This window comes from Oceanobacter mangrovi (assembly GCF_019740315.1).
Taxonomy (GTDB): domain Bacteria; phylum Pseudomonadota; class Gammaproteobacteria; order Pseudomonadales; family Oceanobacteraceae; genus Oceanobacter; species Oceanobacter mangrovi.
Genome location: NZ_JAHXZR010000003.1, coordinates 576,699 through 601,206 on the forward strand (window position 1 = coordinate 576,699; position 24,508 = coordinate 601,206).

The window sequence follows — 24,508 nt, forward strand, 5'->3', positions numbered from 1 at the left end:
GTTCTCTCCTGGGATTATTGAACGCGTACTTTGAATTCCACCGACCCTTCGGCACCGGCTGCGATCGCAGCCAGGCTCCAGCGGATATTGGTGATATCGGTTGGTCGCGCCAGTTGTTGTTTGCCATCCTTGATGACAAATAATTCGGCAGCACGGGCGAAGGTCTGGCCCATGTCTGCGGAATAGGTGATCTGGCTGTTCAGGCCTTTGGCGCTGTTAGCCAGGTAGTCGGTGTTCTTCGGAATCGGGTTGTTGATGGCCACATCGCTGGCGGTTTCAGTACCGCTGTTTTTGTAGCTGATGCGGTAGCCGATGGTGTCACCGGGTACGACACGGCCGAGGTCTTGCCATTCTTCAGTAACGGCACCATTGGCCTGTTCAACCAGTACGACCTTGTAGGCTGTATTGATCAGGCTGACGTCAGCCATCGCCAGTACGGGCAGCAGCAGGGTCGTCAGCAAAAGGGATTTGATAATTTGCATAATCAGACTCCGGGTTATTTGATTTCAGCTTGCAGCTGCACCACAAAGCTGGTGCCAGCTGAGTAAGTGGAGGCGCTGAGGTCAATTGTGACGGTACCGCTGGTACCAGAAGTGGAATCGAAGACGCCAACGTCGGTGTCTGAGTCATCGGTCAGGGTGCCGCCGTCGAGGGTGATCGAGCCCGCCACGTAGTCCATGTTGCCGGGGATTTCGTCACTGATGACCAGGTTGTCGACATCGCCGTTGGCAACGCTGACATCAATTTGATAGGTCACGGTGGAGCCCGGTACGTAGGTGGAACCACCAAATGGGTCGACGACTGCGACGATACTTTTGGTGATGTTTATGGTGGCAGTACCGGAACCTGTGCCGATTTCAAACACGCCGTTGGCGTCGTCCATGTAAGAGGTGCCAACCACGGCGTCTGGTGCGCCACCACTACCAACGCCGGTAATGCGCTGGCCAGGAGTCGGCGTTGTGCCGAGGTTGTCGACGGTTTCAGAAATGGCTTCCAGCGTCAGCTGGCTGAGGTCGCCGCTGACCAGTGCAGTGCTGTCGTCACGGGTGGTCGGTGTCACACCAACGATGAAAATAGTCGCTGCAGCTTCGGTAGTAGAGTTGGCATCGAGGCCAATCGAACCGGTGCCGGAAGCAATTTCAGTGTCGCCAGAGGTGTAGGTGCCGCTGCCGTCGGTGTCTTCGAAGATCTTCGCATTGGTCATGTCGAATTCTTCGCTGCTGGACTGGGTCAGCGTCAGTACAAAGTCTTCTACCGCGTTACCGGTATTGGTGACGACAAAGGTCAGAACCTGGTCGGTGGCTCCGGCGCTGGTGGAAACGTTGGCACCGTTCTGGGAGGTGACGTTAACGTTGATCAATTCCAGTACGGTGAGGCTGACGGTACTGCTTTTGGTTTGCGTGGTGGTGCCACCCGGCAAGGTATAGCTGGCCGATGCCGTGTTACTGATATTGGTACCGGCAGGTGTTCCCACCGCCAGGGCTGCGGAACTGGCCAGGGCGACCAGGGTTCCGGTTAACAAGCGCGCTGCGCTTTGGAGTGTTTTCATCGGTGGTCTCCGGTTACTCGACTTTAACTTTGTATTGGAAGGTGAATTCGGGATACGAGGTGCCGCTGGCCGCATTCATGGTGCCTTTGGGCTGGAATCTCAGGTATTTGACGTTGCTGTTGTAATTGCTGGCATCAACCTCGCTGGACGGGTCGTAGCTGAAATCGGTGCCATTGGTCGAAAAGTCCAGGTCGTCACTGCTGTCATCAAGGCTGCTGAAGCTGTAGCTGAGGCCACTTGGAGTGGAGCTGCTGTCGGTAAAAATTACCGGGCTGCCACTATCCAGGTCGCCAACAAACAGCGGCACCAGGTCTTCAACCGGGTCAACCAGGGAAATGGAATCAGCGCTGATTTCACCGTCACCTTCGTTACGCACGGTGAGGGTGTACATCACCTCGGCACCGGGAATGGCTTTGGGGTTGTCAAACAGGTTGATGGGGTCCCAGAGGGTTTCGACGGTTTTGATAATGACCGGCTCAGGACGGCCAACGACCGGGATAATTGCGCTGCGGCGGGCACTGACCAGGCCTTCGTAACCTTCGTCAGCATTCAGTGTGATGGTCCAGTCGCCAACGGCTGTTTCATCGGCCACGGTATAGGGGCCGTACTCGTAGACATTGATGGCACCCGAGGATGACACGGGCGTCAGTACCTCATTGTCGATCAGGGTAGTACCGGTGTTATCAATCACGGTCCAGCGGGTTTCGCTGATGTCGGCATAACCAAATGGGTCACTGACGATGGCACGGAAATAAACCGTGCTGGTTTCCATGACATCCGCCAGCTGACTGCCGCCAGGGTAAGCCGCTGTATAGGCACCAATCGAATCCACTTTGATGACGGTATAGGAGTTCAGCGCCACCATGCTGGCGTCTGTGCCGTCGGTCATCTGGATGCGCAAGCGACGGCTGTTCCAGCGATCATTGTCGGTTTGCTCGACTACCAGACTCAGGCTGGCACCAGCAGCAATAGCAGTCGGTGCCGAGGCCGACATGGCCAACTGAAAGGTTTCCAGATCATAGCCACTGCGATTGATGCTGACGTTACTGTAGTCCGCACTGGCAACTTCAGTGCTGTCGGCGTAAAGCGTCAGTATGATGTCATGGGCACGGGTACCACCACCTCCGCCACCGCCACCGCCGCCATCGGGAGAACGCATCCAGATTTGCACATCGATCGGCTGGCTCAGATCGAGCCGCAGCTCGGTTTGCAGCGCGGGTGCCAATGTCCAGCTGGCAGAACTGCCGTCGCTGATGTCGATGTAGCTGCTGCTGTTGGTTGAAGCAGTACGCGTCAGGGTGTTATCGGTTTGCAGATACAGCGGCTTGTTGCCATCCGGCGAGGTGACCTGGCCAATCGTCAGGGTTTCTGAGGTCACAACAACATCGGTATTGATACCGTCACTGATGGTTGCCGTGTTGGTAATGGTATTACCGTCAACCGCGTCAGTGGCGATGATCGCTTCCAGCTGGATTTCGGCACTGGAACCGGCGGCTACTGCAATGTTGGAAACGACAAAATAGCCGCTGCCATTGTCGCCAGCCGGGGCTGCATAGACCGCACTGGTGGCTCCGGCAGGGATGCTGGTGAGGCTGAAACTGCTGATATCCGCCGGCAGCTGGTCCGTAACGCTGGCTGTTGTTGCAATGTTGCCGGTGTTGTTCAGGGTAATGACATAGTTGATGCTGGTGCCTTGCGACAAGGTGGCAGCCATGCTGCTGTAATCAACGGTTTTGCTGGAACTGGACAGGTCTGGGGAGCCGATGGTCAGTTGCAGGCTGGTGCTGTTGTTGGCGGATTTGTTATCAAACAGGTTGCCTGCAACCGTGGCCGTGAGTTCGATGCTGTCGCTGCTGGTGGCACTGGTGCCGAACGTCAGGGCGAGGTCGGCTGCGCTGGCTTCATCTGCCAGATCTTCGCTCAGCGTACATGTGACAAGGTTGGAACTGCTGCTGCAGTTCCAGCCGGTGCCGGAATAACTGTCAAGGGTAAGGCCATCCGTAATCGGAATGGTTACCGTCGTGCCCGACGTCGCGGTGTCTGGCCCGTTGTTTTTTACCGACAGGGTATAGCTGGCGGTGCTACCGCGGCTGACGGACTGACTGTCGGAGCCGGATATTTGTAGATCGGCTACTTCCTGGTTCGGCACGCTGAGAATTTCAGCGGTCAGGAACACCAGATCCTGGCCAGAGGAGTAGACCGTCGTTGCTGATGTGTCACCAGCCGTCAGATAGCTGCCAATCTGGTAGGAGTCGATATCGACACCACTGGTACTGCCAATCTGGTTGGAATAGGAGTTGAACTGGTTGTTGGTCGGGTTATAGGAGTCCGTCAGCAAGTTGCCATTGAAGCGCAAGGCTTCGCTATAACCATTGTTATCCTGTGAGTTACCGGCATCACCTTCCCAGGTGATGTGGGCGTGATGGCCTTCTTTGGTCGCCGGATCATCATCAATTACAAAGTTGTTGGGAGTCAGCGTGATGGCTGATCCCTGAAAGATCTGGAAACCGTCAAAAATGTTAACAACCCGGCGAGGCTCGCCAGGATGGTCGAACACCACCACCAGTGCCCAGCCACCCATCACAATCGAATTGGGACAATAAACGCTGTTATCACCGTAGCTGAAGGTCAGACCGGAGAAGCTGTAACTGGCGCTGTTGCCACTAATCAGGGAAGTAACGTCGGCCTTGGCGCCAAAAAAATCAAAGCTGCTGCCGGAGTAGGGGAAAGTCGCGGTGTAGGTCTGGTCTGCAACGACTGTTTGACCTGCAAAGGTCACCGTGTTGTCGACACTGGAGCCACTGCCGGCCCAATACAGGAAAGCCGCTTCAATGGTGGAACTGGAAGGGAGCGTGAGGTAACCGGAGGATGATCCTCCACTAACCATCTGACACTCGTTTGAACTGCTACGCAGGCTGCCGCCGGTCAGTGCAAAGTCAATATCGCCAGCAAATGTCTCTGTCATGCTGACCTGAGTGTCGGCATGAGCAGCAGGGGATGTAAAGAACCCCCCTGTAACAAGCAACAGGATGAAAACTGACCCGTGCAATACTGCACAAAGTCGATCCCACTGTTTGCTGAATGCTGTCAGATATTGAAGGAATTGATTCACATTACTACCAGAGTGAAACTTTTTGTTACATCAGTTAACAAATATTGCGCGATGTTAAAAATGTAATTTTAAGTAGTCAATTGGTGGCATTGAGGGCAATTAATGGCTCAGATTCAGGCGCTGATGCGGCCTGCTGGATGGTCTGACAATCGCAGTTTTATTGTTGTTGGTATGAGTTGAATCCTGATAAAAAAGCATGATTGTTGTTGTATGAGGGTTGTTTTTTCGAAAAAAATGAAATGTGACACACTTCACAGGGTTTATTTCTGTTTGCATTAATTTTGTAAAGAAATGTCATTTATATAAATATAACAGCTGTTCATGGAACAAAAGGTATGTTGACGTCTAAATCATGGATGTTATTGATAATTAAGTAATTAATTTACTGAGTGAGAATGATTTTTGAACTCTTGTGGGCGGAGAGCTTGCGCAGGACTGTCATCAAGTGTGGGGTAATACTTTTGGATTGTCAGGCTGGTTCTAAAGTATGACTACTGATAGCTGGTGATTCTGGCTGATTGGCTCATTTATAGACATTGACGGCTGCACTACTCTCGTCGTTAACAAAATCCGTAAGGCTGTTATCTCCGCAAGCCAATGGTCATCAGGGGCGAGCCTGTAGACAGCAGAGCGCCGTAATCTGGCCTGCTGTTTGAGCGGCTGGCTGGTAGCGCCAGTGATGCTGGCCCGGATAGACCATTGTCTAATTTTTCGGTCGGACGGCAATGACCAATATGATTCCAAATCGTATTGTCGTCCCAGACACACGGATTCGCGATTACACATACAAAAATAAGAGGGGAGAACGCGATGAGCGACCAGAAGGTTTACCCGGTCAGGCCAGAGTTTGCCGATTCATCCTGGATCGACAATGAAAAATATCTGCAAATGTATCAGCAGTCGGTAGTTAACCCCGACGGTTTCTGGCGCGACCAGGCAATGGAACGTATCGACTGGATGCGTCCATTCACCAAGGTTCGTAACGTATCTTTCGACGATCACAACGTCGATATCCGCTGGTTCGAAGACGGCACCACCAACATGGCCTACAACTGTCTGGACCGCCATCTGGAGACCCGTGGCGATCAGACTGCGATTATCTGGGAGGGCGACAACCCGGACGAAAGCAAATACATCACCTATAAAGAGCTGCATGAAGAAGTCTCCCGCTTTTCCAATGCCCTGCGAAGCCAGGGTGTTCGTCGCGGTGATGTGGTTTGTATCTACATGCCGATGATTCCGGAAGCGGCCGTTGCCATGCTGGCCTGTACCCGCATCGGTGCCATCCACTCTGTGGTATTCGGTGGTTTCTCGCCAGAAGCACTGGCTGGTCGTATCGAAGACTCCAATGCCAAGATTGTTATTACCTCTGACGAAGGTGTTCGTGCGGGCAAAAAAGTCGCACTGAAAGCCAACGTTGACGAAGCCCTGACGCACCCAAGCATCAAGACGCTGGAAAAGGTGATCGTGGTTAAACGCACCGGTTCTGACGTTGCTTGGCACGCCCATCGCGACGTCTGGTACCACGACCTGATCGCTGTTTCTTCCGAGCACTGTGTGGCTGAAGAGATGGATGCTGAAGATCCACTGTTCATCCTCTACACCTCAGGTTCTACCGGCAAGCCAAAAGGCGTGGTGCATAGCACGGCTGGTTACATGGTGTGGGCATCGATTACCCACCAATACGTCTTTGACTATCACGATGGTGATGTTTACTGGTGTACCGCCGACGTCGGCTGGATCACCGGCCACACTTATCTGATTTATGGCCCGCTGCTGAACGGTGGTATCACGCTGATTTCTGAAGGTGTGCCTAACTATCCGTCGATCAATCGCTGGAGCCAGATCGTTGACAAGCACCAGGTCAACATCCTGTACACCGCCCCAACTGCGATTCGCTCGCTGATGGCTGAAGGTACTGCGGCTGTTGAAGGTACTTCCCGCAGCTCACTGCGTCTGCTGGGTTCCGTTGGTGAGCCAATCAACCCGGAAGCCTGGGACTGGTACAACAAGACCATCGGTGAAGATAATTGCCCGATCGTTGATACCTGGTGGCAGACTGAAACCGGCGGCATCATGATCACACCGCTGCCAGGCGCTACGGCACTGAAGCCGGGTTCCGCAACCCGTCCATTCTTCGGTGTACAGCCAGCGCTGGTGGATAACGCCGGCATGATTCAGGAAGGTGCTGCAGAAGGTAACCTGGTCATGATCGACAGCTGGCCGGGTCAGTCCCGCTCGGTATACGGCGATCACGACCGCTTTGTACAAACCTACTTCTCTACCTTCCGTGGTATGTACTTCACCGGTGACGGCGCCCGTCGCGATGAAGATGGCTACTACTGGATCACCGGCCGTGTGGATGACGTGATCAACGTATCCGGTCACCGCATGGGGACTGCCGAAGTGGAAAGCGCCCTGGTTGCTCACCCGAAAGTGGCTGAAGCAGCAGTGGTTGGTTACCCACACGACATCAAGGGTCAGGGCATCTACGTTTACGTAACCCTGAACACCGGTGAAGAAGCCAGTGACGATCTGGTACAGGAGCTGCGCAAGTGGGTTCGTACCGAGATTGGCCCGGTCGCAACTCCGGACCTGATCCAGATTACTCCGGGACTGCCAAAAACCCGCTCCGGCAAGATCATGCGTCGTATTCTGCGCAAGATTGCTGCCAACGAGCACGATGCTCTGGGTGACGTTTCAACCCTGGCTGATCCATCCGTTGTCGACGTTTTGATCGAAAACCGTCAGAACCGTTGATCTGGTTCAGTATGTAGACCCACGAATGGCGCCGGTGACAGATAACTCTGTTACCGGCGTTGTTTTTTGTTGGATTTCCAACTAGTGTCTGAGGTTATTGGCACCGGATCTTCTGATCATCTTTCTAATACCGCCCAGGTGTTTGCTTCTGGCGGTTTTCGCACGTGTATGCAACGGGCGAACAGATGTTCTGCGGTGGCTGGTTGGCTTAATGGGCAGTTTGGCTGTCCACCTGGAGGACTCCATGCAGCTTGCAAACAAAATAATAATTGCTGACGACCATCCCTTGTTTCGTACGGCAATGCACCAGGCAGTAAAACAGCTGGTGCCGAATGCCGAGATTCCACAGGCAGAGTCATTGCCTGAATTGCAACAGCTGGTAGAGCAACATACAGATGCTGACCTGATCCTGCTGGATCTGCAAATGCCTGGCGCACATGGTTTCTCGGGACTGGTTTTTCTGCGTTCCCACTACCCGGAAATTCCGGTGATTGTAGTGTCGGCCTGTGAAGACCCTGGATTGATGTGTCAGGCGATTGATCATCAGGCATCGGGTTACATTCCGAAATCAGCACCGTTGGAACACATAGCGGTGGCGATCAAGCAGGTATTACAAGGTGATATCTATTTACCGGACATTGCCCGCCGTCATCAGCATCAGCCGAACCAGAGTGCGATTGATCTGGCGGAGCGGCTGGCGAGCCTGACACCCCAGCAATTCCGGGTGTTGACCATGATGTCGGAAGGTATGTTGAACAAGCAGATCGCCTACGATCTGGATGTCAGTGAAGCCACGATCAAGGCCCACGTGACGGCGATTTTCCGCAAGCTGGGTGTGCGTACCCGTACTCAGGCGGTGATTGCGGTGCAGAGTCTGGATATTGAAAAGCCGGACAGTCAGGTCAGCAACGCCCAGCACGGCTGATCACAGCCAGACTTGCGTAAGCAATAACACCGGCAAAAGCCGGTGTTATTGTTTCTGGAGTCTGCTAACGATCGGGCTGCCAGATTCTTCACCAGCTTGCGCATCACTTCACCAGCTTGCGCATCAGGGCCCGCAAGGCGGCCGGGCGTAATGGTTTCTTAAGGAAGTAGTAGCCCTGAGCGCGAGCTTCCTCGGCGACCGAATCACGAGGATCTGCCGAAATCAGCACGCCCGGCAGATCGGGATCATCAAAGTGCTGGCGTAGCCAGTTCATTGCCTGCAAGCCGGTTTCATCACCATCAAGCTGATAATCTGCCAGCATGATCTCAGGCTTGAACGGTACCTCTCTGGCGCTGTCGAGACTGTCACAGGCGTACACATTACACTGCCAGCTGCTCAGCAAAGCCTGCATTCCCAACAAGACTTCTTCATCATTGTCGATACAGAAAGTCGGCATGCCATCAAAACTGCTGCCCAGTGGCGCCATCGGGCCGGTTTCTTCGGTTTTTGCCGGCCGCAGTGAGGCGGTAATCGGCAGAATCAGGCTGAAACAGGTGCCTTTGCCGGGGCTCGACTTGACCTGGATTTCGTGGCCCATACGTTTGGCCATGCGATCAACGATGGCCAAACCGAGGCCCAGCCCCTTGGTGTCCTGTTTGCCTTCGTTGAGGCGTTTGAACTCGCCAAAAATCTCTTTTTGTTTGTGCGCCGGAATACCGATGCCGGTGTCCCAGACTTCGACGACCAGGCGTTCGCCCCGACGCCGACAGCCCAGCAATACCTTGCCGGATGGCGTGTAGCGCACGGCGTTGGAAAGCAGGTTCTGTAATATCCGCCGTAACCAGTGGGCGTCACTGGCAACCCAGAGATCGCGGCAACCACGCACTTTCAGCTTCAGCCCCTTGTTGGCCGCCAGTGCCGTAAATTCGTCTTTTAAGGGCTTCAGAACAGCCGTGAGGTCGACCGGATGAATCGTCGGTTCCATCGCACCGGAGTCCAGCTTGGCGATTTCTACCAGTACCGACAGTACGTCTTCGGATGACTGCAAGGCACCTTCCAGGTGTTCGAGTAACTGTTGTTGTTCCTCGTTGAGATTCTTCTGCGCCAATGTTGAGGCAAACAGCTTGGCAGCGTTCAGAGGCTGCATCAGATCGTGACTGGTGGCCGCCAGAAAACGGGTTTTCGACTGGTTGGCTTCGATTAGTTCGGTTGTCAGGTCGTCGAGTTTCTGGGTGCTTTTTTCAACCCGCCGCTCCAATGAGACATTGGCTTCGCGGAGGGTCTGTTCGGCCCGCCGGTGCACTGTGATGTCGGTGAAGCTGGTTACAAAACCACCATCCGGCATTGGGTGGCCTTGCATGTAGATAACCGTACCGCTGGGTAACAGGCGTTCGAATTCGTGAGCCGAACCATCTTTCAGGAAGGTCATACGGCGGCTTACCTGTTCATCAATATCACCGGTACCACAGAATCCGCGGCCAGCGTTGAAGGCAATGATTTCCTGAATCGGTTTGCCAGCCTGAATAAAATCATCCGGGTAGTTGAAGATTTCCATATAGCGGCGGTTCCAGGCCACCAGCTTGAGGTCCTTGTCGACAACACTGACGCCTTGCTGAAGATTTTCCAGCGCTGCCTGCAGCTGCTCCTGACTCATCACATAAGCCTGGCTGGCTTCGCTGGCAATAAAGGCGAGGTCACGAATCTGGATCTGTTCACCGCCCAGCAAGGTTGAAAAAATCACCCGTGCGGATGACGAACCAACCACTGAGCCGAGCAGCTTTTCTGCTTCCTGTAGCAGCGAGCTGCTGGAAGTCGCGTTGTTGTACTGGATGCCGTGGCGAGACTGGTAGTCGCTGAAAAACTCTTCGGTTTTACTAAAACCAAGAATCCGCTCCAGTACCACCCGGACATCGTCTACCTTGCACTGGAAGGCTGGTGCCAGCTGATCGGGCTTGCCGACCGGCCGCGAACTGGTGAAGTCGGTGGCGACCATGCGTTCCCGTACCGAAGCATTGGTTACCAGCGAGAACAGCACATAGAAGAACACGTTGGTAGCCAGACTCAACATCACCCCGGCACTGAAATCATCAATGCTGAAGCCCAGTGTAGTGGTCACCTGTTGATCGTTGAAACCGGTAAAACTCTGGGTGATAAAGGGCCACATCAGGCCGTAGAACCAGACGCTGGTGCCGGATAACAGGCCCGCGATGGCACCCTGGCGGTTACCCTGTTGCCAGTACAATCCGCCCAAAAGGGCCGGGGCAAACTGAGCGGCGGCAGCAAATGACAACATGCCTATGGCAGCCAGGGAATCGAGCTGGCCGACCAGTCGATAAAAGACGTAGGAGCCCAGCATGATGACCAGAATCACCAGCCGCCGAACAGTCAGAATCAGGGTACGGACTTCGCTGGAACGCTGCAGGTCTTCGCGGCCTCGTTGACGGAACAGGGCGGGCAATACCAACTCGTTGGAAACCATGGTGCTGATGGCGATGGCGGCGACGATGATCATGCCGGTGGCGGCGCTGCCGCCACCAATAAACGCCATCACAGCGAGGGTTTCCTGTCCCAGCGCAACCGGCAGGCTGAGCACATAGGTATCCGGTGCAAAGCCGATATCGTGCATAAACAGGTGGCCGGTAAGGGCAACCGGTGCCACAAACATGGTCAGTAACAGCAGATACAAGGGGAACAGGATACGGGCGGTACGGATATGCTGGACCGACTCGTTTTCAATTACTGACACCTGAAACTGACGTGGCAAGGCCAGTACTGCAAAACCGGCCAGCAGGGTTTGCAGCAGGAACGACAGCGACACCAGATTACTGTGCATCAGCGGGTGATCTGGCAGTACCTGTTCGGTCAGTTCCAGCAGATCGGCCGGGGAGTCGTAGAGGAAGCTGATCACCCAGATGCCCACCGCAACAAAGGTCACCAGCTTGATAATCGATTCAAAAGCAATCGCCAGCATCATGCCGGGATGTTGCTCACTGGCATCGATGTCGCGGGTACCAAAGATGATTACAAAGCAGGTCATGGCCAGGCTGATATAAAAGGCAGTGTCTTCCCAGAAGTTCTGTACGCCGTCGGATTCCAGCCCCATTGGCAGGGTCAGTAGCTCAAAAGTGGTGGCAATGGCTTTGAGTTGCAGCGCGATATAGGGCACGACACAGAGAATTGCGACCAGGGTGACCAGCACCGCCAGCGTATGGTCACGGCCATAGCGGGTGGCAATAAAGTCGGCGATGGAGGTGATACGTTTTTCCTTGGCGATCCGGACGATCTTGGCCAGCAGCTTCCAGAAAAACAGCAGGAACAGGATCGGACCGAGGTAAATCGACAAGAAAATCCAGCCATTGGTGGCGGCCTGACCAACAGCGCCATAGAAGGTCCAGGAGGTGCAATAGACCGCCAGCGCCAGACTGTAAACCAGCCCGGTATTGTGTAACGGGCGGCCTTCATGGGCACGCTTGTCCCCCAGCCAGGCAATACCAAACAGGGTTGCGATGTAAAAAACCGATATACCAACCAGTTGCCAGACGGGAATCATAAAACGCCTTGTTCAGTCGACGGATATCCCCATTGCGGGAGATCGAAAATGATCTGAATCATAGCATGCAGACAGGTCGCCCGTAGGCATTCCCGGATCAAGCCGGGCGGTGTTTTAATGAGCCCTGACCCCGTACGTTTGGCCTTTGGTCATATGGCTGCTGTGGTACGGCTGGGTCAAACTGATTTTAATAATAACAATACAGCTATCCCATCCAGCTCCGGGATGAGCGAGGTATGCATGACGATCCAGATCAACCTCAACCAACCGCCGTTTACCTTTTTGTCTGCCGAACAACTCGAATGGCTGACCAGTCGTCTGAACCTGGTGTTTTTCCGGGCCGGTGCGACCATCCTCGAAGCGGGTAAGTCAGCACCCGGTGTATATATTGTTTTCAAGGGCGTGGTGGAGGAAATCGACCCGGACAATGGTCATGTGTTCAGCCAGTATGGCAAGGAAGACCTGTTTGATGTCCGTGCGGTACTGGAAAAAGGCTGTAAACATCGATATGTCGCCGTTGAGGAAACCCTCTGTTATCTGCTGACTGCTGAAGACTTTATCCAGCTGGTGGATCAGTCGGATGATTTCTCTATCTATTTCAATACCGATCTCGGCACCCAGCAATCCATGGTGGAGCGGCAGGACTCCAGTGTGTCGGAGTTTATTCTGTCGAGGGTTGATGAGGATGTGATTCGCACGCCGGTGTATGTCTCGGCCAATACCAATCTGGCCCGGGTTGCCGAGCTCATGTTCGAGAAAAAGCAGGACGCTGTGCTGGTTCGGAACGGTCAGGAGATCGGCATTATCACCGGTACTGACCTGCTCAAGGCGACCTTGCTGGGCGACAAGACCCGCCAGTCAAAAGCGGCGGATATCGCCCAGTTTGATCTGATTGATGTGGAGTTTGGCGAGTTTCTGTTCAGTGCCCTGCTGAAAATGACCCAACACCAGATCGAACGGGTGATCGTCCGCAAGGAAGGCCATGTGGTCGGGTTACTGGAGCTGATGGACATGCTCAGTACCTTCTCGACCCACTCCCATATTATTGCCATGCGCATTGACCAGTCGCGCTCACTGAAAGAGCTGGTGGTGGCCGCTGGCCGACTGGAAACCCTGATCGAAACCCTCAATGGCCAGGGGGTGAAGATCACTGCTCTCACCGAGCTGATTACCACCTTGAACCGCCGCCTGATCAACAAGGCCTTTGAGCTGATTTTCCCGGAACGGTTGCGGCGCGCTGTGTGTATTCTGGTGCTTGGTAGCGAAGGCCGCGGCGAGCAGATCCTCAAGACCGATCAGGACAACGCCATCATTCTGGAGAACGAACACGACCGCGAAGCGGTACTGCCATTGTTGCAGCAACTGCATCAGGCGTTGCTCGATTTTGGCTATCCGCCTTGCCCCGGCGGGGTGATGTTTATCAACGACATGTGGATCAACACGATGGAGGGCTGGCAGGCCAAGGTCAAACGCTGGCTCGAATCCGGCAAGCCGGATGCGCTGATGAACATGGCGATTTTTATGGATGCCGAAGTGGTCTGCGGTAACCCGGAACTGTTCCGGCCGGTAAAACAAAGCTGGCAGCTGGAGTCCCTGCGCTCAAGCATTGTGTCGGCGCTGTTCGCCAAACAGGCGCTGAATTTTGAAACACCGCTGACCCTGCTGGGTAACATCCGTGAGGATCATGGCAAGATCGACATCAAGAAAGGCGGCATTTTCCCACTGGTACATGGCATTCGTTCGTTGGCCTTCGAACAGGCGATCGATGAATGCAACACGCTGGAGCGGATGGAAATCCTTCAGCAGAAGGGCATTCTGGATGCTGAAACCGTGCAGGGCTTGCGCGATACCCTGCTGTTTTTCCTGCGGGTACGGCTGCGCCAGCAGCTCGATATGGATGATCCTAACCGGGGCCTGAGTCAGCAACTGGATGTGACCCAGCTGCGCAGTGTTGATCGCAACATGCTGCGGCATGCATTGCACCGGGTGAAAAAATTCAAGCAGCTGCTGACCACCCATTTCCATCTGGATAACTTCTGAGCGAGGTGAGTCATGTTACGTCGCTGGATTGAAGATCGCTGGCCCCGCCAGATTCAGGATGAGCGCTGGAAGCATCTGGCTGAGTCTTATCATGGCGAAGAGATCGTGGTACTGGACTGTGAAACCAGTGTGTTCGACAAGAAAAAGGGTGAGTTGCTGAGTGTTGCGGCGGTGCGCGTCAAAGGCAACGAAATCTTTCTGACCGACGCACTGGATATTACCGTCAAATCCGATGCGGTCACCGACCCGGATGCGGTACGGGTGCATTATTTACGGCGCGAAGACCGGATGGCTGGTACACCGGTTGAAGAAGCGATTGAGCAGTTGCTCGACTTTATTGGTAATCGGCCGATATGCGGTTTTTATATCGAATATGATAGAGCTATCCTGAATCGTTATATCAAACAGATATACGGTTTCAAATTACCCAATCGCTTTATCGAAGTGTCCGAGTTATATGTGAAATCCAAGCGCCGCCATCATATTCATGAGGTGCATCTGGATTTACGTTTTGAAGGACTCGCCAAAGACCTGCAGGTGCCGGTGGTGGAACGTCACACCGCCATGGGCGATGTGATTTCCACTGCACTTATGTATATCAAGCTGACCGGCTTTGGTGGCAGCTAAAAACCTCCCTTTAGCTGACGAATATTTTCGACGGTCAGCCTCACAATGTTCTGGCGCGCTTCCGGCGTGATCCAGGCGTTGTGCGGGGTAACCAGCAGATTCAATTCGCCCTCTAACTGCTCCAGCAATGGATGGCCATTACGGGGTGGTTCTTCCGGCAACACATCCACCGCCAGTCCACCCAATTGGCCCTCTTGCAGGGCTGCAAGGCAGGCCGCTTCATCAATCACACCACCACGGGCGCAGTTCACCAGCAAACAGCCAGGTTTGATCAGCTGCAATCGTTCAGCGTTGATCAGGTGATGAGTGTCGCTGGTTAGCGGGCAGTGCAGGCTGACGACATCGGCTGTTGGCAACAGTTGCTCCAGCGTCGGACGGCTGTCATCCGGGTTGCCTGGTCGAGCCGCAAAACTGACTCTGGCACCAAAGGCTTCGGCCAGGCGTGCGACTGCCTGGCCGAGGGTACCAGAACCCACAATCACGAGATGTTTACCTGACAGCTGGGTCGTGGAAGGCGACAGCAGACAGAAAAACGGGCTTTGCTGCCACTCTCCCTGGGCCAGTTTGTGCTGGTAGACAGGTAATCGTCCTGCCAGCGCCAGCATCAACATCAAGGTATGTTGGGCCACAGCGTCAGTGCCGTAATTCAGCACGTTGTGAACCGGCACGCCGAGTGTTGCGGCGGCCGCGGTATCAACGTTATTCAGGCCGGTGGCCACTACCAGAATGCCCTTGCGGCCTTGAATGGCCCAATCTGGAATCTTCACCTTGTTGGTGATCAACAGATCCATGCCTTCAATACGCTGCGCCAGCTGTTCTGGAGCGGTAGTGCCATACAGCTGCAGGCTGTCGACCTCTCGGGCGATTGGTTCAAGGTCAATATCAGCACCGAGTGAATCGGCATCAAGGAAAACGGCTTTCAAGGTGGGCTCCCGGTGTCAGTTTGCAGCATGTCAGCGGCAACCATACTCCGGCGCTATATTCGGCTGCAAACACCAGACTGTTCTGGCTGGCAGACAGATAAACAAACCTTTACAGGCACGTACTGAGGGCAATAAAAAACCCCGCCTAAGCGGGGTTTGGGGTTGGTCAGGATCCGGTCTTAGTGATCCTGGGCAGAGCCTGCACCTTTAGGGATACGAATGCTCTCAACGATATCAATGATGTGTTGTGGAACCGGAGCAGTCACTTTGGTTACTGCAAAGGCCACGACAAAGTTGATCAACGCACCCAGAGCACCGAAGGCTTCTGGAGAGATACCCAGGAACCAGTTGTCTGGCGTGTTGGCCAGCATGTTGGTACCGGCAACGAAGAACCAGCCTTTGTAGGTGAAGATGTAAACCAGGGTAGACAGCAGACCAGCCAGCATACCTGCTACCGCACCGGTGTTGTTAATGCGGGTAGAGAAGATACCCATCATCAGCGCCGGGAAGATAGAAGAAGCAGCCAGACCAAACGCCAGTGCCACTACCTGAGCAGCGAAGCCCGGAGGGTTCAGACCCAGGTAACCGGCAACCGCGATAGCACCCGCCATGGAGATACGAGCGGCCATCAGTTCCTGCTTGTCACTGATGTGTGGCATGAAGGTGCTCTTCAGCAAGTCGTGAGAGATCGCAGAGGAGATTGCCAGCAACAGACCCGCAGCGGTAGACAGTGCAGCAGCCAGACCACCAGCAGCTACCAGGGCGATTACCCAGTTAGGCAGGTTGGCGATTTCAGGGTTAGCCAGTACCAGAATGTCACGGTCAACCTTAACCATCTCGTTGCCTTTCCAGCCGTAGGATTCAGCTTTGGCAGCGAAGTCAGGGTTCTTGTCATCGTAGTACTGGATACGGCCGTCACCGTTCTTGTCTTCGAATTTCAGCAGACCAGTGGTTTCCCAGTTCTTGAACCAGTTTGGACGATCTTCATAAACCAGGTTGGCTTGTGGATCACCAACGTCATAGGCAGGGTTCTGGATAGTATTGGTCAGGTTCAGACGCGCCATTGAGCCTACTGCAGGTGCAGTGGTGTACAGGATCGCGATGAATACCAGCGCCCAGCCAGCAGAGGTACGGGCGTCAGACACTTTTGGTACGGTGAAGAAACGAATGATTACGTGTGGCAGACCGGCAGTACCGAACATCAGTGACAGGGTATACATCAGGATGTTGAAGGTGCCGCCTTTCTGGGCGGTGTATTCGGCGAAACCAAGGTCAACCAGGGTCTGGTCCAGCTTGATCAGCAGTGGTGTACCGTCGGCAGTATCAGACAGGAAGCCCAGCTGTGGCAGCGGGTTGCCAGTCAGGTTCAGCGAGATAAATACCGCAGGAACGGTGTAGGCGAAGATCAGTACACAGTATTGTGCGATCTGGGTGTAGGTTACGCCCTTCATGCCGCCGAGTACGGCGTAGAAGAATACGATACCCATACCAGCGTAGAGACCGGTTGCGTAGTCAACGTCGAGGAAGCGGGAGAAAGCCACACCGATACCTTTCATCTGACCGATTACGTAAGTCAGGGAAGCAACGATCAGACACACCACCGCAACGATACGGGCAGTACGGGAATAGAAACGGTCGCCAATGAAATCCGGTACGGTGAACTTGCCGAACTTACGCAGGTAAGGTGCCAGACACAGGGCCAGCAGTACATAACCACCAGTCCAACCCATCAGGAAGATAGAAGCGTCGTAGCCCTGGAAAGCAATCAGACCGGCCATACCGATAAAGGAAGCAGCAGACATCCAGTCAGCACCGGTTGCCATACCGTTGGCAACAGGGTGTACACCACCGCCTGCTGCGTAGAATTCACCTGTGGTTCCAGCTCGGGCCCAGACCGCGATGCCCATATAAAGGGCAAAGGTCAGACCAACCACTATATAGGTTAAGGTCGTGAGATCCATGGGTATTTCCTCTGAGATTTTTAATTCTTGTAATTGTTTTTATTCAGTCATCATCCACGCCGTATTCGCGATCGAGCTTGCGCATCTTCGCGGCGTAGAAAAATACGATGAACAGGAATACATAGATGGAACCTTGCTGGGCGAACCAGAATCCCAGCCCGACACCACCGATTGGAATGATATCCAGTACAGAACGCAGCAGGATGCCGAATCCGTACGAGACTACTGCCCACAACACCAGCAACCACATCATCAAACGGATGTTTTTTTGCCAGTAGGCTTTTTTATCGTCTTCGGATTTGAAAGCCATAACCCCTCCTAATTTTTATTTTTTAAAGGTAGGCTAAACCTAGCAGTTAAGTTTCAGACAACGACAGATAGACCTTGGTATAAACGCTTTAAATGAAAGATATTTGGCTTAAATTGTCTTGTAAATCAGCCGCTTGAATATGAAATTCAGCGGCCTATACCAAGGTCTGTATAAACAAAGTGGCCGTTTATCAAAGACGCGCTTGTTTATTGCATTACCTTCTACTAACGATCCCGTAAACAGGAACTATTCGTGTCGGCAATACCCAGCCCTCGTATGAATTGGCAGCGTTTGCTGTCACCCCTGAGATATGGCGAGACCCAGGCCCGGCTGGCGCTGGATCTGGGCCGTACACCGTTTCACAAGGACTATGACCGGATTATCTTTTCGTCAGCGTTCCGACGCCTGAATCGTAAAACCCAGGTGCATCCGCTGACCGAAAATGATCACCTGCACAGCCGCCTGACGCATTCGCTGGAAGTGGGTTGTGTTGGTCGCTCACTTGGCAGCATGGTGGGGGAGGCGATGGGCAAGCGACTGCCACAACCGCTACAGCCGAGTGATCTCGGGGCGCTGTTACAGGCAGCCTGTCTGGCCCACGATATTGGTAACCCGCCTTATGGCCACTGTGGTGAAGACGCCATTCGTCACTGGTTTCGGGAACCATCACACCAGCATTTGCTGGAGGGCTTGAGTGACGCTGAAAAGCTCGACCTGATGACCTTTGAAGGCAACGCCCAGGGGCTCAGGCTGGTGACCCAGGTAGAATACAACCGCTTCAAGGGAGGCATGCGGCTGACCTGTGCGACTCTCGGCACTTTCCTCAAATACCCCTGGACCGCCAATGAAGTGGCTGCTGGCCGTGCCAGCAAGTTTGGCTGTTACCAGTCCGAGCTGCCGATTTTGCAGGAAATTGCTACCACGCTGGGGCTACTGCAAACCGCTGAAAATCGCTGGTGTCGCCACCCACTGGTGTATCTGGTCGAAGCGGCGGACGATATTTGTTATGGCCTGATTGATCTGGAAGACGGGGTGGAAGTCGGGCTGTTGCGGTATCAGGAAGTCGAGGACCTGCTCAGTCCGCTGTTACAGGAACAGTGGGAGCAGGTGAAAGAAGATATCGCCAACGAAGATGGCGACCGCCGTAAGCTGCAGGTATTACGCGGTTACGCCATGGAAGTGATGGTACAGGCCGTCAGTGCCAATTTCCTGCGCCACGAAGACGCCTTACTGGAAGGCCGTTTGCAAGGCTGTATCATCGACTATTGTCCGGCACCGGTACGTAACGCCATCGGCAACGCCAAGCAACTGGCCCGCGAACGAATTTTCCGGGACGGTCGCAAGCTGACCATTGAGATCGGTGCCTATTCGACGCTGGGGACCTTGCTGGAAGCCTTCCTGACTGCGGCACGGGAATGCACGCTGGAAAACCAGTCGACCTTCCGTAACAGCCGCTTGCTGGAGTTGATGGGCGGCTCGGCGCCGCAACCGGGCTGGACCCTGTATCAAAGTTACATGCGCACGCTCGACTATATTTCCGGTATGACAGATACCTATGCCGCCAGCCTGGCCAAGCAGTTTGCCGGTTATCGGCCGCCGTCCGGCTTATGAAGCGGCTCGGTTGTTCAAACTGGCAGGTCGGAGTTAATCACAGCGGCGTATGGTGGCTGGTAGCGGAGTGAATGGAGGTCTGGATATGGGCAGACAGGCGGATAAAAAATCAGTGTCAGTTCTCCATGAACAGTTGCTGCAGCTACGCCAACAACTGAAGCGAGCAGATACTGAACTGCCGGATGAGCTGATTCACGATATTCGGGTATTAACCAAACAAACCCGCGCGCAAAGCCGCTTGTTGAAATCCGCTCAGCAGCGGCGCCAGCTTAATCGCAGCAGTAAACGGCTGGCGGCCGTATTGGCTCCTTCCCGTGATGCGACTGTGATGCTGGCAACACTGGATAGTCTCCTGGTCACTCAACAAGGCTCTGACTTTGCCGCGTTGTATGAATATTTGCAGCGCCATCGTCAGCATCAGCGGCTAAAGCATAAGCGCCTGTATAAACGGGTGGGGGTGTTGGCCAGCGACAGCCGTTGGCTGGAGGGGCGTCTGATCAGCCCACGCAAGCTGGCAAAAATCATCGCCCGGGCGGAACAGGCTTGTCGAAAGCTCTATCCTCAGCTCAGCATGACGCCACAAACACCGGCACAACGGGAGCTTTGGCATGACTGGCGCAAGGCGGTCAAAGCCTGGTTCTATTTACTGAAGCTGCAGGTGTTGAAACAGCAGGCTGAAGCCGTTGATATGAACGTCAGGGCGCTAGCGGAGCAGCTGGGGTTAATTCACGACCTGCATATGCTGGAGGACTTTCTGCAGGCGGCGGATTTGACGGCTGAAGCAACAGCCCAGCTGGAGGTTCTGCAAACGCAGGTTCGCCAGCGTGAACACCAACTGATTGCCGGGTGTCAGCAGCTGGCAAGGCTCATCTACAAGCTTGCGCCAGACAGCTGAAACAGGGCTGTTTATCAGCCTCGCAGGCTGGTCAGCAGTTGGCGTACGTCCGGCAGTATCATGCCTTCAAAACGGCTTTCCAGCTCGCTGGACCAATCGTTGAATTCGTTGATCTGTTCTGCTGGTGCGGTATGCAGCCAGGATTCCAGAATGGTACCGGCGGCATTCTTGCTGGCGCTGCTGGACAGCTCCAGCTCGCGCATGAACGGCAGGTCGCTTTTCAGCTGACTGATAAAATCTTCAAGGTCGAGCAGGTCGGCGATCATCATGGTGTGGTTCCTCGGTCTGATCTTGCCCTGATCAAAAAACGGGCAAACTACATTTCAGATGCTACACAAACCGCTTGATAATGCTGTTCTGTAAGCGACGCCATGAGGCCTTTGGCCGTCATTGGCTGAGCTGTCAGCAGCTGGGGGAATTCAGTTCCAGAGTTCGCCGTGGCGGTCGCGATGGCACAGATACAGCCGCAGATCGAATTCCAGCTGAAAGTAGTCCGGTTCCATATAGCAGCAGAGTTTATAGAACGCCTTGTTGTGGTCTTTTTCGCGCACGTGGGCCAATTCATGGACCAGAATCATTCTCAGCAGTGGTTCCGGTACTCGCCGAAACAGTGAGGAAATACGAATCTCGTTTTTTGACTTGAGCTTGCCACCCTGTACCCGCGAAACAAAAGTATGCAACCCCAGCGCATTATTGATGACGTGAATCTTGTCGTCGTAGATCACCTTGCTGATTGGAGCCGAACTGCGCATAAACTCGTTTTTGATCGCCTGGGCGTATTGATAGAGCGCCTTCTCTGAGCTGAGGTCATGGGCTTGCGGATATTTTTTCTGCAAAATCGCCGTGGTTCTATTGGCTTCCAATAGCTCCAGCGCCTGTTGCTGTAGCTGTGGGCTGTAACCTTGCAGGTAACGAAGTTCTTTGGCCTGACTCATCACTGATAACGCATTTTCTGATCGGAGAGCCGTATTGTCGGTGGCGGACTGGCTTTTGTGAAGCCTGTCAGTGGCTCCGGCAGGCGTTGGCTTCAGAAACAAAAAAACCGGCTTCGCAGGAAGCCGGTTCCGGTTGCCCCACGGCGGTGGGGCAGATGCATCACCTGGCAGTCTGTAATCAGTCTGCTGCGAAAGTACAGCCATCGGTGGTCGGGTTGGTGGTGTGGGCACAACCGTCAGTATCGATGAAAGACTGGGTGGAGTATTCAGAGGTTGGCAGTTTCTCCAGCGATTCACCCGCGTCAGTCAGGATCTGCATGTAGTCGGCAAAGCTCTGGGCGTACTCGGTGTAGGTATCAACGTACTTCTCGCCGGTAATGGTGCCGAATGTATCGTAACCGTCCTGACCCGCCGCGATGTAGTTGTTGGTCACAACGATGTAGCTGGCGCTGGTATCCAGCGCTGTCCAGTCGCCTGCCATACGGGAGTTGATCTCAATATTGCTCAGGCGTGAGCCTTCAGACTGGGATGCATCAACGTCGAAACGGAGGCCATAGGCGTATGGGTAGGAGCCGGTTGAGCCATCGGGAGTCAGCGCATTGTCGAGTGCTTCTTCCAGCACGGCGACGATTTCGGCACCGGTCATTTCCAGCGTGACCAGGGTGTTGGAGAACGGCATCAGCTCGTAGGCGTCAGCGAAAGTAACGTCACCAGCCGACAGGTCAACACGCACACCACCACCATTCTGGATCGCGATGTCCGCCGTTGGAGTTACCGTCACGAAGCCCTTGGCAACCTGACCGGTGATATCAGAACCGTGCAGGTAGGTTGCTGATACGTCGCAGATGCTGGAACGACCCTGGCCAGGGATGCGTTCGAAACACATGTCCTCAGCGGCAGTACCAATCACAGTCTGGCGTAATACGTCGGCTTCTTCGTCATAAACAGCCAGCATCGCAGTGGCGGTCGCGTCAGCGGTTACGGCAACCACTTCATCATGCGCCGTCAGTGCCTGGGTGATCTTGAAGGTATCGGAGCTGGACAGTTCCTCGCCAGCATCATAGGCGGTAGAAATTGGCAGGTAAGGGTGGCCGCCACAGGACGTTACGACGCCGTCTTCGTCGAAACTGACGTTGAGCTTGCCCATGATGTGGGCATATTCCCAGGCTTGTACCACACACACAGTTTCGCCGTCGGCGTTGGTGGTAACAGTCGGGTATTCTGCCACTGGGTTACCAACGCCCAGATCGGTGAAAGTGCTGCTCCCCAGCAAGGTGTGGGAATCGCCACCAACGATGACGTCAACACCGGTCAAGTCACCCGCCAGCACCAGATCGTTGGTGTACTGGTAATGGGTCATCAGGATGATCTTGTTGACGCCCATGCCTTCCAGTTCATCGATGTACTGTTGGGCTGTGGTGGTTTCGTCAGCAAACAGGGTGTCGGCATCCGGGAAGGAAGATTCCTTGGTCTTGCTGGCGATGTCGATACCGATGACGCCGACAGTTTCACCTTCAAATTCGAACGTGGTGTATGGCTTCAGATAGCCGCTGGCCAGTGCCGAGCTGGCGCCAGGGGTGACGTTGGCAGCCAGCGCCGGAGTGTTACAGGCTGAGCTGTTGAGGGCATCGAGGAATTGGGCCAGACCAGCGTCACCGCCGTCGAATTCATGGTTGCCCAGCGCGAAAGCGTCAAAGCAGATCTGATTCATCATTTCGGCATCGGCAACACCGTTGAACAGGGTGTAATAAATCGTGCCGGTTACCGCATCACCAGCGTGCAGTTTCAGGACGTTGTTGTTCTGACCTTTGAGGGTGTCGAACAGGCTGACCATCATCGGGAAGCCGCCATAGGTTACGTCGACTTCGGTTACGCTGGAATCCAGACCGAGGCCGGAAACATCAAAGCCGAAGTCATCCGCAGCCAGGTGCGAGTGATGGTCGTTCATGTGCAGGATGGTCAGGTCGATGGCTTTGGAGGCATCACCACCGTTACAGATGGCTTCAGTGGAGGAGACTTCAGTGCTGGCCAGCACGCCGTCACCATCGCTGTCGATACCCGTGCTGACCAAGGTGCCACCATTGGCGCATTCGCTGCTGCCTACGGCCAGTGTTTGCTGACTTACCAGTGCGTTAGATCCGTTTGAGCCATTGGTGCCGTCAGCACCGTTATCGCCGTCGCTTCCACATGCAGCCAGCAATACCGCCAGCGAGAGAGCGGACAATTTGAACGCTTTCATCAGACTTCCTCTATTCATTCAGCGTGTAAAATTGGCTCCCAAGCTAGGGCTGGATGGTGACTGTTCGATTAATGAACCATGACGGGGAAATGACACTTGTTTACAGTTGATGGCGATGGGCTCGCTACGATTGGCTGAATAGCGTTGGAATTTGCTTGCCATTAGAGGGTCTACAAGCCGCCAATGCTCGCCAGCGCTTCTGGCTGTCGCTAGAATGCCTGCCCAGCTTTCTCATGTTCTGCCGCACTGGACCCCTGCTTTCTTATGAATATTGATTTCCCGCTGATCCTGATGATCGCCACGCTGGCGACTGGCGTTATCGCTTTGGCCGACAAACTGTTGCTTGCTCGCAAACGAGCAGATGGGGCAGCAGAGCCGTTTCTGATTGAACAGAGCAAGTCGTTTTTCCCGGTGTTGGCAGTGGTGTTTGTGCTGCGCTCCTTTATCGCCGAGCCATTCCAGATTCCGTCTGCGTCAATGGAGCCGGGTCTGATCGAAGGCGACTTTATTCTGGTTAGCAAGTTTCACTATGGTCTGCGAATGCCGGTGTGGGGCAATACCCTGGTTCCCGTCGGCGAGCCTGAGCACGGTGACGTGATGGTGTTCTTCCCGCCCAACGACAATCGGTATTTCATTAAGCGGGTGATCGGCTTGCCGGGCGACCATATTGAATATCATCAGGGCCAGCTGACTGTGAATGGTCAGAAAGTGGATATGAAACCGTTGGGCGGTGAGCCGGTATATCGTCCGGTTAACTACTTTGTGCAGGAACAGCTGGGTGAACACCAAGCCAAAATCCAGTGGGCCGTGAATCCGGCTGCCAGCCAGAACGGTGAAGTCATGGTGGCCACCGGACCGGAAGGCGCCTGGGATGTGCCGGAAGGCCAGTATTTCATGATGGGCGACAACCGTGGTAATAGCTCTGACAGCCGTTTCTGGGGTTTTGTACCGGAGAAAAATATTGTCGGTAAGGCGGTTGCCATCTGGATGCACTGGAAAAGCTGGTCAGATCTGCCATCCTTTTCTCGTAATACCTGGATCAACTGATCCACTTCCATTATTGGGTATCAG

General features: G+C 54.3%; 17 protein-coding genes. 7 read left to right on the forward strand and 10 right to left on the reverse strand.

The genetic code is table 11. The features are described 5' to 3' along the window. Nucleotides 1–14: 14 nt before the first annotated feature. From K6123_RS09345 to K6123_RS09355, 3 genes are read right to left on the reverse strand one after another with little or no spacing between them, the layout of a single operon-like run. Nucleotides 15–482 (reverse strand): DUF11 domain-containing protein, encoded by a 468-nt coding sequence (locus tag K6123_RS09345; protein WP_221796955.1) that lies wholly within the window; start codon nucleotides 480–482, stop codon nucleotides 15–17. A 14-nt stretch (nucleotides 483–496) separates the two neighbouring features. Further along, nucleotides 497–1,549 carry an isopeptide-forming domain-containing fimbrial protein gene (locus tag K6123_RS09350; RefSeq protein ID WP_221796957.1) on the reverse strand — a complete coding sequence of 351 codons (1,053 nt, stop codon included), beginning with the start codon at nucleotides 1,547–1,549 and terminating at the stop codon, nucleotides 497–499. A 13-nt stretch (nucleotides 1,550–1,562) separates the two neighbouring features. Continuing rightward, nucleotides 1,563–4,514, reverse strand: coding sequence for a DUF11 domain-containing protein (locus tag K6123_RS09355; RefSeq protein ID WP_221796959.1), 2,952 nt, complete (start codon nucleotides 4,512–4,514; stop codon nucleotides 1,563–1,565). A gap of 957 nt (nucleotides 4,515–5,471) precedes the next feature. Between K6123_RS09355 and acs the strand changes: the two genes are divergently transcribed. Both acs and K6123_RS09365 read left to right on the forward strand, forming a co-directional pair. Next, nucleotides 5,472–7,421 (forward strand): acetate--CoA ligase, encoded by a 1,950-nt coding sequence (gene acs / locus K6123_RS09360; RefSeq protein WP_221796961.1) that lies wholly within the window; start codon nucleotides 5,472–5,474, stop codon nucleotides 7,419–7,421. Nucleotides 7,422–7,665: 244 nt separating this feature from the next. After that, a complete protein-coding gene (locus tag K6123_RS09365) occupies nucleotides 7,666–8,346 on the forward strand; it encodes a response regulator (protein ID WP_221796963.1) in 681 nt (226 codons plus the stop codon). 103 nt (nucleotides 8,347–8,449) lie between these two features. On the opposite strand, the gene K6123_RS09370 is transcribed toward K6123_RS09365, so the two are convergent. Continuing rightward, entirely contained in the window at nucleotides 8,450–11,896 is a 3,447-nt protein-coding gene (locus tag K6123_RS09370; protein ID WP_221796965.1) for a PAS domain-containing hybrid sensor histidine kinase/response regulator, read from the reverse strand. 240 nt (nucleotides 11,897–12,136) lie between these two features. Here K6123_RS09370 and K6123_RS09375 point away from each other — a divergent pair, with 240 nt between their 5' ends. Continuing rightward, entirely contained in the window at nucleotides 12,137–13,936 is a 1,800-nt protein-coding gene (locus K6123_RS09375) for a DUF294 nucleotidyltransferase-like domain-containing protein (RefSeq protein ID WP_221796966.1), read from the forward strand. 12 nt (nucleotides 13,937–13,948) lie between these two features. Next, nucleotides 13,949–14,563 carry a 3'-5' exonuclease gene (locus K6123_RS09380; protein ID WP_221796968.1) on the forward strand — a complete coding sequence of 205 codons (615 nt, stop codon included), beginning with the start codon at nucleotides 13,949–13,951 and terminating at the stop codon, nucleotides 14,561–14,563. Here K6123_RS09380 and K6123_RS09385 read toward each other — a convergent pair. The 3 genes from K6123_RS09385 to K6123_RS09395 form a co-directional block, all read right to left on the reverse strand. Next, nucleotides 14,560–15,486 carry a D-2-hydroxyacid dehydrogenase gene (locus K6123_RS09385; protein ID WP_221796970.1) on the reverse strand — a complete coding sequence of 309 codons (927 nt, stop codon included), beginning with the start codon at nucleotides 15,484–15,486 and terminating at the stop codon, nucleotides 14,560–14,562. The genes K6123_RS09380 and K6123_RS09385 overlap by 4 nt on opposite strands. A gap of 179 nt (nucleotides 15,487–15,665) precedes the next feature. Then, nucleotides 15,666–17,447, reverse strand: a complete 1,782-nt coding sequence (locus K6123_RS09390) for a sodium:solute symporter family protein (protein ID WP_221796972.1) — start codon at nucleotides 17,445–17,447, stop codon at nucleotides 15,666–15,668. Between the two features lie 43 nt (nucleotides 17,448–17,490). Then, on the reverse strand, nucleotides 17,491–17,757 hold the full coding sequence (locus tag K6123_RS09395; protein ID WP_221796974.1) for a DUF4212 domain-containing protein: 267 nt from the start codon (nucleotides 17,755–17,757) through the stop codon (nucleotides 17,491–17,493). A 276-nt stretch (nucleotides 17,758–18,033) separates the two neighbouring features. Here K6123_RS09395 and K6123_RS09400 point away from each other — a divergent pair, with 276 nt between their 5' ends. Both K6123_RS09400 and K6123_RS09405 read left to right on the forward strand, forming a co-directional pair. Then, nucleotides 18,034–19,368 (forward strand): deoxyguanosinetriphosphate triphosphohydrolase, encoded by a 1,335-nt coding sequence (locus K6123_RS09400; RefSeq protein WP_221797050.1) that lies wholly within the window; start codon nucleotides 18,034–18,036, stop codon nucleotides 19,366–19,368. Between the two features lie 112 nt (nucleotides 19,369–19,480). Then, nucleotides 19,481–20,263, forward strand: coding sequence for a CHAD domain-containing protein (locus K6123_RS09405; RefSeq protein WP_221796976.1), 783 nt, complete (start codon nucleotides 19,481–19,483; stop codon nucleotides 20,261–20,263). Nucleotides 20,264–20,277: 14 nt separating this feature from the next. Here the strand turns inward: K6123_RS09405 and K6123_RS09410 are convergent, their stop codons facing one another. The 3 genes from K6123_RS09410 to K6123_RS09420 all read right to left on the reverse strand — a co-directional run bounded on the left by K6123_RS09410 (nucleotide 20,278) and on the right by K6123_RS09420 (nucleotide 23,437). After that, nucleotides 20,278–20,532 carry a hypothetical protein gene (locus K6123_RS09410; RefSeq protein ID WP_221796977.1) on the reverse strand — a complete coding sequence of 85 codons (255 nt, stop codon included), beginning with the start codon at nucleotides 20,530–20,532 and terminating at the stop codon, nucleotides 20,278–20,280. Between the two features lie 150 nt (nucleotides 20,533–20,682). Further along, nucleotides 20,683–21,402, reverse strand: a complete 720-nt coding sequence (locus K6123_RS09415; protein ID WP_425517705.1) for a YgjP-like metallopeptidase domain-containing protein — start codon at nucleotides 21,400–21,402, stop codon at nucleotides 20,683–20,685. Next, a complete protein-coding gene (locus tag K6123_RS09420) occupies nucleotides 21,377–23,437 on the reverse strand; it encodes a 5'-nucleotidase C-terminal domain-containing protein (RefSeq protein ID WP_246624693.1) in 2,061 nt (686 codons plus the stop codon). The genes K6123_RS09415 and K6123_RS09420 overlap by 26 nt, the downstream gene beginning before the upstream one ends. A gap of 264 nt (nucleotides 23,438–23,701) precedes the next feature. On the opposite strand from K6123_RS09420, the gene lepB reads away from it, so the two are divergent. After that, the gene (gene lepB, locus K6123_RS09425) at nucleotides 23,702–24,484 is read left to right on the forward strand and encodes a signal peptidase I (RefSeq protein ID WP_221796981.1); all 783 of its coding nucleotides are present in this window, start codon (nucleotides 23,702–23,704) and stop codon (nucleotides 24,482–24,484) included. Nucleotides 24,485–24,508 lie beyond the last annotated feature (24 nt).